The sequence below is a fragment of the Cognaticolwellia mytili genome (genome assembly GCF_002104475.1).
Taxonomy (GTDB): Bacteria; Pseudomonadota; Gammaproteobacteria; order Enterobacterales; family Alteromonadaceae; genus Cognaticolwellia; species Cognaticolwellia mytili.
Genome location: NZ_NBOF01000007.1, coordinates 1 through 12,885, shown reverse-complemented (window position 1 = coordinate 12,885; position 12,885 = coordinate 1). Strand labels below are relative to the sequence as shown.

Annotated in this window: 7 protein-coding genes; all 7 read left to right on the top strand. The window is 40.9% G+C overall.

The annotated features are described in order from the left end of the window. Positions 1 to 75 precede the first annotated feature (75 nt). Entirely contained in the window at positions 76 to 444 is a 369-nt protein-coding gene (gene rplL, locus B7C41_RS18560) for a 50S ribosomal protein L7/L12 (protein ID WP_085300472.1), read from the top strand. A 270-nt stretch (positions 445 to 714) separates the two neighbouring features. After that, positions 715 to 4,743 carry a DNA-directed RNA polymerase subunit beta gene (gene rpoB / locus B7C41_RS18555; RefSeq protein ID WP_085300471.1) on the top strand — a complete coding sequence of 1,343 codons (4,029 nt, stop codon included), beginning with the start codon at positions 715 to 717 and terminating at the stop codon, positions 4,741 to 4,743. Between the two features lie 106 nt (positions 4,744 to 4,849). After that, positions 4,850 to 9,064, top strand: a complete 4,215-nt coding sequence (rpoC, locus tag B7C41_RS18550) for a DNA-directed RNA polymerase subunit beta' (RefSeq protein ID WP_085300470.1) — start codon at positions 4,850 to 4,852, stop codon at positions 9,062 to 9,064. Positions 9,065 to 9,273: 209 nt separating this feature from the next. Next, positions 9,274 to 9,648 (top strand): 30S ribosomal protein S12, encoded by a 375-nt coding sequence (rpsL, locus tag B7C41_RS18545; RefSeq protein ID WP_011045492.1) that lies wholly within the window; start codon positions 9,274 to 9,276, stop codon positions 9,646 to 9,648. Between the two features lie 105 nt (positions 9,649 to 9,753). Next, complete coding sequence (gene rpsG / locus B7C41_RS18540) at positions 9,754 to 10,227, top strand: 30S ribosomal protein S7 (protein WP_077288472.1); 474 nt, start codon at positions 9,754 to 9,756, stop codon at positions 10,225 to 10,227. 141 nt (positions 10,228 to 10,368) lie between these two features. After that, positions 10,369 to 12,465 (top strand): elongation factor G, encoded by a 2,097-nt coding sequence (fusA, locus tag B7C41_RS18535; RefSeq protein ID WP_085300469.1) that lies wholly within the window; start codon positions 10,369 to 10,371, stop codon positions 12,463 to 12,465. A gap of 68 nt (positions 12,466 to 12,533) precedes the next feature. Beyond that, positions 12,534 to 12,885 (top strand): GTP-binding protein (locus B7C41_RS18530; protein ID WP_211279545.1); only part of this gene is annotated, 352 nt, incomplete at its 3' end.

Below are 12,885 nucleotides of genomic sequence, written 5' to 3'. Positions count from 1 at the left end.
GCACAATTCGCACTTTTTGTATTTATAGTTATTTATAACAGTCAAAAGACTGTTACTTAAAACAGGAAATTTAAAATGTCTATTTCTAAAGACGATATCCTAAACGCTATTGCTGACATGTCAGTAATGGATGTAGTTGAACTAATCGAAGCAATGGAAGAGAAGTTTGGCGTATCTGCTGCTGCTGCTGTTGCTGTTGCTGGCGGTGACGCTGGTGGTGCTGCTGAAGAGCAAACTGAATTTGACGTAATCATGACTGGTTTCGGCGAGAAGAAAGTTGCTGTAATTAAAGCAGTTCGTGGCGCAACAGGTCTTGGCTTAAAAGAAGCTAAAGATTTAGTTGAATCAGCTCCGAAAGCGATTAAAGAAGGCGTTGAAAAAGCTGAAGCTGAAGAGCTTAAGAAAGTTCTTGAAGAAGCTGGTGCTTCTGTTGAGATCAAATAATCTGTTTTTAAATAGATTATTTGCCTGAAAAGGCAATGGCTGGTGATTTAAACGTCACCGGCCTTTTTGCGCTAAAGAAAGTGGTTTTTTTTTAAACCAAAACAGTGCATTATTTGATACTTAGTGTTTTTAAAAGTATCACTGCAATATCCTGTCTGATACCAATTGGATTAGATAATTGCCAATTACGTGTAGTAATTTGAGCCATTATTTAAGTCCAATTGGTATTTTAAGGCAGATTCGGCCATAACCAGCAAGCTGAGGAACCCCATGGTTTACTCTTACTCTGAAAAGAAACGTATTCGTAAGGACTTTGGTAAAAGTGTGCAAGTAATGGATTATCCGTTCTTGTTATCAATCCAACTCGAATCTTTCCGTAAGTTTATTGATATTGATCCAACAGGTGAAACAGGCCTAGAGGCTGCGTTTCATTCTATTTTTCCAATTAAAGCTTATTCTGGTAGCTCAGAATTACAATATGTTAGCTACCGTTTGGGCGAGCCGTTATTTGATGTTAAAGAATGTCAAATTCGCGGTGTCACCTATTCTGCGCCGTTACGCGTTAAATTGCGTTTAGTTGTTTATGATAAAGAAGCAGCTGCAGGCACAGTTAAAGATATCAAAGAACAAGAAGTATACATGGGTGAAATACCATTAATGACTGACAATGGTACATTTGTCATCAATGGTACAGAGCGTGTTATTGTTTCTCAATTACATCGTTCTCCTGGTGTGTTTTTCGATCACGATAAAGGTAAAACACATTCATCAGGTAAAGTGTTATATAACGCACGTGTTATTCCTTACCGTGGTTCTTGGTTGGATTTTGAATTTGATCCAAAAGATAATTTATTCGTCCGTATAGATAGACGTCGTAAATTACCTGCATCGATCATTTTACGTGCCTTGGAATACTCTACTGAAGAAATTCTAGATATTTTCTACGATACGACTAATTTCGAAATTAAAGGCGATAAGTTAGTAATGGATTTAATTCCAGAACGCTTACGTGGTGAAACAGCAACGTTTGATTTAAAACTACCTAATGGTGATGTTTTAGTTGAACAAGGTCGTCGTATTACTGCTCGTCATATTCGTTCTCTTTCAAAAGCGAAAATGGCTACATTAGATGTTCCTGCAGAATACATTGTCGGTAAAGTGCTTTCTAAAGCCTATATTGATGAGTCTACAGGCGAAGTCATTGCTGAAGCGAATGCTGAAATTACACTAGAAATGCTAGCTGAATTAAGTCAAGCCGGTCATAAAGTACTTTCTACTTTATATATGAACGAATTTGATGTTGGTTCGTACATGTCTGACACTTTACGTGTAGATAACTCAACTAACCGCTTAGAAGCGTTAGTTGAAATTTACCGTATGATGCGTCCAGGTGAGCCACCAACAAAAGATGCAGCAGATACGTTATTCAATAACCTATTCTTCTCTCTTGAACGTTATGACTTATCTACAGTAGGTCGTATGAAGTTCAATCGTCGTGTCGGCAATGCTGACTCGGTAGGTAATGGCATTTTATCTAACGATGATATCATCTCTGTAATGAAAACTCTTATCGCCATTCGTGACGGTAAAGGTGAAGTTGATGATATTGATCACTTAGGTAACCGTCGTATTCGTAGTGTTGGCGAAATGGCTGAAAACCAATTCCGTGTTGGTTTAGTTCGTGTTGAACGTGCTGTACGTGAACGTTTAAGTCTTGGTGATTTAGACGCGATTATGCCGCAAGATTTGATTAACGCTAAGCCGATTTCTGCTGCTGTTAAAGAATTCTTTGGTTCATCACAATTGTCACAATTTATGGACCAAAACAACCCGTTATCAGAAGTAACGCATAAACGTCGTATTTCTGCCTTAGGCCCGGGTGGTTTAACACGTGAACGTGCTGGTTTCGAAGTACGTGATGTACATCCAACGCATTACGGTCGTGTTTGTCCAATTGAAACGCCAGAGGGTCCAAACATTGGTTTGATCAACTCGCTTTCATGTTATGCACGTACTAACGATTACGGTTTCTTAGAAACTCCTTATCGTAAAATCGTTGATGGTTATATTACTGACGATATCGATTACCTTTCTGCAATTGAAGAAGGTAATTTCGTTATCGCACAGACAACTGCTGAAGTTGACGCTGACCGTAAATTAGTCGATGGCTTGGTTGCTTGTCGTCATAAGAACGAATTTACACTAATGTCTGCTGAACAAGTTCAGTATATGGATGTTTCGCCACAACAAATCGTTTCAGTAGCGGCTTCATTGATTCCGTTCCTAGAACACGATGATGCTAACCGTGCCTTGATGGGCTCGAACATGCAACGTCAAGCTGTACCAACACTAATCGTGGATAAGCCACTGGTTGGTACTGGTATGGAAAAAATTGTTGCGGTTGACTCTGGTGTAACAGTTGTTGCTAAACGTGGCGGTGTTATTGACTACGTAGATGCTTCTCGTATTGTTGTAAAAGTTAACGAAAATGAAATGCATGCTGGTGAAGCAGGTATTGATATTTACAACTTAACGAAATACACACGTTCTAACCAAAACACTTGTATCAACCAACGTCCATTGTGTCGTATGGCTGAACCAGTAGTTCGTGGTGATGTGTTGGCAGATGGTCCTTCTACAGATATGGGTGAATTGGCACTTGGCCAAAACATGCGTATTGCGTTCATGCCTTGGAATGGTTACAACTTTGAGGATTCAATGTTGTTATCTGAGCGTGTGGCTACTGAAGATCGTTTCACTACTATCCATATTCAAGAATTAACCTGTATCGCTCGTGATACTAAGCTTGGCAGTGAAGAAATTACTGCTGATATTCCAAATGTTGGCGAATCTGCATTATCTAAACTAGATGAAGCGGGTGTTGTTTACATTGGTGCTGAAGTTAACGGCGGCGATATCTTAGTAGGTAAAGTGACACCAAAAGGTGAAACACAACTTACGCCAGAAGAAAAACTTTTACGAGCTATCTTCGGTGAAAAAGCAGCTGACGTTAAAGACAGCTCTTTACGTGTTCCTAACTCTGTTTCAGGTACTATCATCGATGTTCAAATCTTCACCCGTGACGGTGTAGAAAAAGATGCTCGTGCTGTTGAAATCGAAGAAATGCAACTTAAACAAGTTAAGAAAGACTTGGGTGATGAGTTCAGCATTTTAGAAGATGGTATTTATGCTCGTGCTAAGAAATTATTGTTAACGTCTGGCTTAAATGAGTCTGATCTTAACAGTATGTCTCGCGACAAGTGGTTAGTTCAAAACTTGGCTGATGAAGGTCAACAATCTGAGCTTGAGCAAATCGCAGAGCAATACGAAGCAATCAGAGCTGATTTTGATAAGAAATACGAAGTTAAACGTCGCAAGATCACCCAAGGTGATGACTTAGCGCCGGGCGTATTGAAAATCATTAAAGTTTATCTAGCTGTTAAACGCCGTATTCAACCAGGTGATAAAATGGCTGGTCGTCACGGTAACAAAGGTGTTATTTCAAACGTAGTACCTGTTGAAGATATGCCATACGATGAGCACGGTGTGCCAGTTGATGTAGTACTTAACCCATTGGGTGTACCATCACGTATGAATATCGGTCAGATTCTAGAAACGCATTTAGGTATGGCTGCTCGTGGTATCGGTGAGAAAATTAACCGCATGTTGGAAGCTCAACAAGAAATTCATAAATTACGTGGATTCTTGAAAGAAGTTTACAGCTTAGGTGAATCTCGTCAGAACGTAGATATTGATTCATTCTCTGATGATGAAATTATGCGTCTAGCTGGCAACTTACGTGCAGGTCTTCCAATTGCTACTCCAGTATTTGATGGTGCTAGTGAAAAAGAAATTAAAGACTTGTTCAAACTTGCTGATATGCCTGAAAGTGGTCAGTTCACTCTTACTGATGGCCGTACTGGTCGTGAATTTGAGCGTCCGGTAACTGTTGGTTACATGTATATGTTAAAACTGAACCATTTAGTTGATGACAAAATGCATGCGCGTTCTACAGGTTCTTACAGCCTTGTAACGCAACAGCCATTAGGTGGTAAAGCACAGTTTGGTGGTCAGCGTTTCGGTGAGATGGAAGTATGGGCACTAGAAGCATACGGTGCCGCTTATACCTTGCAAGAAATGCTAACGGTTAAATCTGATGATGTTAACGGTCGTACTAAGATGTATAAAAACTTAGTTGACGGTGATCACAGAATGGAGCCGGGCATTCCTGAATCATTCAACGTATTGTTGAAAGAAATTCGCTCGTTAGGTATCAACATCGAGTTAGATCAGGACTAAGCTACTTAAAGCTACATTGCTAACTTTTCGTTTATTCCAAAAGTTAGTACAGGGAGAGAGCAGTTAACTGCTCTCTCCGGTATTTAACTCCGACAGGAGATAGAGTGTGAAAGATTTACTTAAGTTTCTTAAGCAACAAAATCAAACAGAAGAGTTCGATGGTATTCGTATCGGACTAGCTTCACCTGACATGATTCGTTCATGGTCATTTGGTGAGGTAAAGAAACCTGAGACGATTAACTATCGTACTTTTAAGCCAGAACGCGATGGTTTGTTCTGTGCGCGTATTTTTGGTCCAGTTAAAGACTATGAATGTCTTTGTGGCAAATACAAACGCCTTAAGCACCGTGGTGTAATTTGTGAAAAATGTGGCGTTGAAGTTACATTAACGAAAGTTCGTCGTGACCGTATGGGTCATATCGAATTAGCAAGCCCAGTTGCACATATTTGGTTCTTAAAGTCATTGCCATCTCGTATCGGTCTATTATTAGACATGACACTACGTGACATTGAGCGTGTACTTTATTTTGAATCATACGTGGTCACTGAACCAGGTATGACAACGCTAGAAAAAAGTGCCATTTTAACCGAAGAAGAATATCTTGACGCGTTAGAAGAGCACGGTGATGAATTCGATGCACTTATGGGTGCTGAAGCCGTTTTAGCTTTACTACAACAAATCGATTTAGACGGTGAAGTAGCGCAAATGCGTGAAGAGCTTCCTGAAATCGGTAGTGAAACTAAACGCAAAAAAATCACTAAGCGTTTAAAATTAATGGAAGCATTCGCAGCATCAGGTAATAAGCCTGAGTGGATGATCATGAACGTACTACCAATTTTACCACCGGATTTACGTCCGTTAGTACCATTGGATGGTGGCCGTTTTGCTACCTCTGATTTGAACGATTTATATCGTCGTGTAATTAACCGTAACAATCGCCTTAAACGTCTTCTAGATTTAGTAGCACCAGATATCATCGTACGTAACGAAAAACGTATGTTGCAAGAATCTGTTGATGCATTACTAGATAATGGTCGTCGCGGTCGTGCAATTACCGGTTCTAACAAACGTCCTCTTAAATCACTTGCCGATATGATCAAAGGTAAGCAAGGTCGTTTCCGTCAGAACTTATTGGGTAAACGTGTTGATTACTCTGGTCGTTCTGTAATCACTGTTGGTCCAACATTGCGCCTACATCAGTGTGGTTTACCTAAAAAGATGGCACTTGAGTTATTCAAGCCATTTATTTACGGTAAATTAGAAGCACGTGGTTTAGCGACAACAATTAAAGCGGCTAAGAAATTAGTTGAACGTGAAGGCGCTGAAGTTTGGGATGTACTTGATGAAGTAATCCGCGAACATCCAGTAATGCTTAACCGTGCACCAACGCTTCATAGATTGGGTATCCAAGCATTTGAACCTGTACTAATTGAAGGTAAAGCAATTCACCTTCACCCATTAGTATGTGCGGCATATAATGCCGATTTCGATGGTGACCAAATGGCGGTACACGTACCGTTGACAATCGAAGCACAAATGGAAGCACGTACGTTGATGATGTCAACGAACAACGTTCTTTCTCCAGCAAACGGTGATCCAATCATCGTACCATCACAGGATGTTGTATTAGGTTTATATTACCTGACGCGTGATCGTGTAAATGGTTTAGGTGAAGGTATGGTATTTACCGACACCAAAGAAGCTGAAAAAGCTTATCGCACAGGTGTTGCTGAACTTCATGCACGCGTCAAAATTCGTATTACTGAACATGTTCGTAATGCTGAAGGTGTATTTGAACCAGTAACGACCTTGCGTGACACGACTGTAGGCCGTGCAATTTTATGGCAAGTATGTCCAGATGGCATGCCTTATGATCTAATCGATCAGCCGTTAGGTAAAAAGCCTATTTCTAAACTGATTAACCATGCTTATCGTAACTTAGGTCTTAAAGACACTGTAGTCTTTGCGGATCATATTATGTATACAGGTTTTCACTATGCGATGATCGCAGGTGCGTCAGTTGGTATCGACGATATGGTTATTCCAGATGCGAAATACACCATCATTGAAGATTCGGAAGAAGAAGTTAAAGAAATTCAAACTCAGTTCGAGCAAGGTCTTGTAACTCAGGGTGAAAAATACAATAAGGTTATAGATATTTGGTCATCTGCCAACGAGAAAATCTCGAAAGCAATGATGGACAACTTATCAAAAGAAACCGTAATTAACCGTGACGGTGAGCCAGAAGAGCAAGACTCTTTCAACTCTATCTACATGATGGCCGATTCAGGCGCTCGTGGTAGTGCTGCTCAGATCCGTCAGCTAGCGGGTATGCGTGGTTTGATGGCTAAACCAGATGGTTCAATCATCGAAACGCCAATCACCGCTAACTTCCGTGAAGGTTTGAACGTATTACAGTACTTCATCTCTACTCATGGTGCGCGTAAAGGTTTGGCCGATACGGCATTGAAAACAGCTAACTCGGGTTACTTAACTCGTCGTTTAGTTGATGTTGCACAAGATTTGGTTGTTACTGAACATGATTGTGGAACATACGACGGTTTACAAATGACACCATTGATTGAAGGTGGTGATGTTGTTGAGCCATTACGCGAACGTGTTCTAGGTCGTGTAGTTGCTGAAGATGTAGTGAAGCCTGGTACAACAGAAGTGTTGTTACCTCGTAACACATTAATTGACGAAGCTTTATGTGATTTCATTGAAGAAAATTCAATTGATCAAATGAAAGTACGTTCAATTATTACTTGTAAAACCGACTTTGGTATTTGTGCTCATTGTTACGGTCGTGATTTGGCTCGTGGCCATATGATCAACCAAGGTGAAGCGATTGGTGTTGTGGCAGCACAATCTATCGGTGAACCTGGTACACAGCTTACCATGCGTACGTTCCATATCGGTGGTGCGGCATCTCGTGCATCAGCAGAAAACAGTGTACAAGTTAAGAATACAGGTACCTTGAAATTACAAAATGCTAAGTTTGTAACTAACTCAGAAGATCACTTAGTGATTACTTCACGTTCATCAGAGCTGACAGTAATCGATGAGCTTGGTCGTGAGAAAGAACGTTACAAAGTACCTTACGGTACTATTCTTTCTAAGAAAGATGGTGAAGCAATTAGTTCTGGCGATATTATCGCTAACTGGGACCCACATACGCATCCAATCATCACTGAGGTTGCTGGTAAGGTTCAATTCGTTGAACTTATCGATGGCGTAACTATGGTTCGTCAAACTGATGAGTTAACTGGTTTATCAAGCATCGTAGTAACTGAAGCTGGTCAACGTAACACTGCGGGTAAAGAAATGCGCCCAATGGTTAAACTGATTGACGCTAAAGGTAATGACGTAATGATTGCGGGTACTGAAATTCCTGCACAATACTTCTTACCAGGTAATGCGATTGTAAACCTAGAAGATGGTGCAGAAGTAAGCATCGGTGATGCGTTAGCACGTATTCCTCAAGAGTCTTCGAAAACGCGTGATATTACCGGTGGTCTTCCACGTGTTGCTGATTTATTTGAAGCGCGTAAGCCTAAACTTCCAGCTATCTTAGCTGAGAAGACAGGTATTATCGGTTTTGGTAAAGAAACGAAAGGTAAAGTGCGTTTACTAATCACTCAGCCGAGTGGTGAAGTATACGAAGAGATGATTCCTAAAATGCGTCAATTGAACGTGTTTGAAGGTGAATCTGTACTTAAAGGTGAAGTTATTGCCGATGGTCCAGAGTCTCCACATGATATCTTACGTCTACGTGGTGTTGCTCCAGTTGCTAACTACATTGTGAACGAAGTACAAGAAGTATACCGTTTACAAGGTGTTAAAATTAACGATAAGCACATTGAAGTTATTGTTCGTCAAATGATCCGCAAGTGTGAGATCTTAGACGCTGGTGATAGTAACTTCCTTAAAGGCGAAATCGTTGAAGTTGCGCGCGTAAATATTTCTAACCGTGAGTTAGAAGCTGCAGGCAAGCAACCAGCTGAATACGAAATGCAAATGATGGGTATTACAAAAGCATCATTAGCAACTGAGTCATTCATCTCGGCGGCATCTTTCCAAGAAACGACGCGTGTACTTACTGAAGCAGCAGTAGCTGGTAAGAAAGACAAACTTCGTGGCTTGAAAGAGAACGTTATTGTTGGTCGCTTAATCCCAGCAGGTACTGGTTATTCTTATCATCAAGAACGTGCGCGTGCTAAAAACGCTGTTCCTGAAGAAGAAGTAACAGTATCAGCTGACGACGCAGCGCAAGCATTAACTGATGCCTTGAATGCAGATTTATCTTCTACAGGTGAATAGTAGATAGAAAATCGCTGAAAAGCTGATGTTTAACCTGTCTAATGCGAGTAAAGCTTGACAGGTTAAAGCTTGACCTATAGAATTCCGCGACCCTATATTCCGTACCACTTGTGTATAGAATCTAGAGTCGCGGATTTTCACGTTTATAAGGGTGTAAATTTCCCCATTGATTGGAATTTACACAAATTTAACTAATCGGGAGCTATTTAATGGCAACTATTAACCAATTAGTACGTAAACCACGTGTAAGACAAGTAACTAAAAGTAACGTTCCAGCGTTACAAGCTTGTCCACAACGTCGTGGCGTATGTACTCGTGTGTATACAACTACACCAAAAAAACCTAACTCAGCATTACGTAAAGTTGCTCGTGTTCGTTTAACTAACGGCTTCGAAGTAACTTCATACATCGGTGGTGAAGGTCACAACTTACAAGAGCATAGCGTTATTTTGATTCGCGGTGGTCGTGTTAAAGATTTACCAGGTGTGCGTTACCACACCGTTCGTGGTGCACTGGATTGTTCAGGTGTAAGCGACAGAAGACAAGGCCGTTCTAAATACGGTGCTAAACGACCTAAATCTTAAGTTTCCCTTTCTTAGCTTATGAGTAAGCTAAAGAATAGAAACGTTAAGTAAGGCCAAATAACATATTACATTTTGGGTTTATCCTGAATATAACGGAGAATTAAGATGCCAAGAAGACGCGTCGTAGGGCAACGAAAAATATTGCCAGATCCTAAGTTCCATAACGAACTTTTAGCAAAATTCATCAACATCCTTATGGTTGATGGTAAAAAATCTACTGCAGAAAAAATTGTATACGGTGCATTAGACATTTTGACTGAAAAGAACTCTGAAAAAACTCACCTTGAGTTATTCGAAACAGCGTTAGATAACATCCGCCCACAAGTGGAAGTTAAATCTCGTCGTGTTGGTGGTTCTACTTACCAAGTTCCAGTTGAAGTTCGTCCTGTGCGTCGTAATGCACTAGCCATGCGTTGGTTAGTTGAAGCAGCTCGTAAACGTGGTGAAAAATCAATGGCTCAGCGCCTAGCTAACGAAATGTTAGATGCGTCTGACAGCAAAGGTTCAGCGGTTAAGAAACGTGAAGACGTTCACCGTATGGCTGAAGCTAACAAAGCATTCGCTCACTACCGTTGGTAGGCACTATAAATTAGCAAATATTGCTAGTTTTATAGTCAAAAGTGTAATGCCGTGGTTATCGCTGAATGTCAATATTGATGTAAAGTGATAACCACAACTGTTTTATAATCTGAGATAAAGTCTCAGAAAGAGGATGAAATTGTGGCACGTATAACCCCTATTGAGCGTTACCGAAATATCGGTATTTGTGCTCATGTCGATGCCGGTAAAACGACAACAACAGAAAGGGTACTTTTCTACACTGGTCTTTCACATAAGATCGGCGAAGTTCATGATGGCGCAGCCACTATGGATTGGATGGAGCAAGAGCAAGAGCGTGGTATTACTATCACCTCTGCAGCTACTACTTGTTTTTGGAAAGGGATGGAAGCACAATTTGAAGACCATCGTATTAATATCATCGACACCCCTGGTCACGTAGATTTTACTATTGAAGTAGAACGTTCATTACGTGTATTAGATGGCGCGGTATTAGTGCTATGTGCATCTTCAGGAGTTCAACCACAAACGGAAACTGTTTGGCGCCAAATGGAGAAATACTCTGTTCCGCGATTAGTTTTTGTTAATAAGATGGACCGTACTGGTGCTGATTTCTTATCTGTTGTTGAGCAACTCAATTCTCGTTTAGAAGCTAACGCTGTACCAATTCACTTAGCAATTGGTGCTGAAGATGACTTTGCAGGTGTTATCGACTTAATTAAAATGAAAGCTATTAACTGGAACGAAAGTGACCAGGGCATGACTTTTACTTATGAAGATATTCCAGCAGATATGCAAGATGAAGCCGATGAATGGCATGAAAATCTTGTTTCTGAAGCAGCTGAAGCCTCTGAAGAATTAATGGACAAATACCTTGAAGAAGGTGATTTATCCGAAGCAGAAATAAAATCTGCGCTACGTATCCGTACACTAAACAATGAAATTGTCCTTTGTTCTTGTGGATCTGCTTTCAAAAACAAAGGGGTACAAGCAGTACTTGATGCTGTCATTGAATTCTTACCTTCGCCAACAGAAGTTGAAGCGATTAAAGGTATTAACAATGACAAAGACGAAACTGAGGGAAGTCGCGAAGCCGATGATAAAGCACCATTTGCTGCTTTAGCATTTAAAATAGCGACAGACCCATTTGTCGGTACATTGACGTTTTTTCGAGTATACTCAGGTGTAGTAAAAACTGGCGACAGTATATACAATCCTGTGAAAGGCAAAAAAGAACGACTCGGTCGTATTGTGCAAATGCATGCGAATGACCGTCAGGAAATTAAAGAAGTACGTGCTGGTGATATCGCTGCGGCCATTGGCCTAAAAGATGTTACTACAGGTGATACGTTATGTGATGCAAATCATGTGATTACACTTGAACGTATGGAGTTTCCTGAACCAGTTATTTCGGTTGCAGTTGAGCCAAGAACCGTTGCTGCCCAAGAAAAAATGGGTATTGCACTAGGTAAGTTGGCTGCAGAAGATCCATCATTTAGAGTATTCTCTGATGAAGAAACGGGTCAAACCATCATTTCAGGTATGGGGGAATTACACCTCGATATTCTAGTTGAGCGCATGAAACGCGAGTTTAGTGTTGAATGTAACGTTGGTAACCCACAAGTGGCTTATCGCGAAACCATTCGCTCAACGATAGAAGTGGAAGGTAAATTTGTTCGTCAATCAGGTGGCAAAGGTCAGTATGGCCATGTTTGGTTGAAATTAGAGCCTTTACCAGAAGGTGAAGGTTTTGAGTTTGTCGATGAAATTGTTGGTGGTGCAGTTCCAAAGGAATATATCCCAGCAGTTGAAAAGGGCTGTAGAGAGCAGATGGAAAGTGGTGTTTTAGCGGGTTACCCGTTATTAGACATCAAGGCCACTCTGTACGACGGTTCTTTTCATGACGTTGACTCAAATGAAATGGCGTTTAAAGTCGCTGCATCGATGGGGTTCAGACAAGGTGTGCTAGCAGCATCTCCTGTTATTCTTGAACCTATGATGAAAGTAGAGGTTATTACGCCAGAAGCAAACATGGGTGATGTCGTTGGCGATTTAAATCGTCGTCGCGGTATGATCGATGGCATGGACGAAGGTCCAGCTGGTTCTAAGGTAGTGAATGCAACTGTACCACTATCGGAAATGTTTGGTTACGCTACGGCGTTACGTAGTGCAACTCAAGGTCGCGCATCATACTCAATGGAGTTTCAGCAATATAGCGAAGCTCCAAAAGCTGTTGCCGACAAAATAATTGAATCTTAGTAAGGCTTTTTGAAAGTCTGGCTCGGTCTTTTGGCCGGGCTTTTAATAAACTTTAAGGTAATTGAAAAATGGCTAAAGAAAAATTTGAACGTTCGAAACCACATGTAAACGTTGGTACTATCGGACACGTAGATCACGGTAAAACTACATTAACAGCTGCAATCTCTGCGGTACTTACAAAAGTACACGGTGGTGAAGTAAAAGATTTCGCACAAATCGATAATGCTCCAGAAGAGCGTGAGCGTGGTATTACTATTAATACTTCTCACATCGAATACGATACAGAAACTCGTCACTACGCACACGTAGATTGTCCTGGCCATGCTGATTACATCAAAAACATGATCACTGGTGCTGCACAAATGGATGGCGCTATCTTAGTAGTTGCTGCTACAGATGGTCCTATGCCACAAACACGTG

Excerpts from the sequence above, each read along its gene's own strand:
- rpsG (WP_077288472.1), top strand. The coding sequence starts at position 9,754 with ATGCCAAGAAGACGCGTCGTAGGGCAACGAAAAATATTGCCAGATCCT.
- rplL (WP_085300472.1), top strand. The coding sequence starts at position 76 with ATGTCTATTTCTAAAGACGATATCCTAAACGCTATTGCTGACATGTCA.
- rpoB (WP_085300471.1), top strand. The coding sequence starts at position 715 with ATGGTTTACTCTTACTCTGAAAAGAAACGTATTCGTAAGGACTTTGGT.
- rpsL (WP_011045492.1), top strand. The coding sequence starts at position 9,274 with ATGGCAACTATTAACCAATTAGTACGTAAACCACGTGTAAGACAAGTA.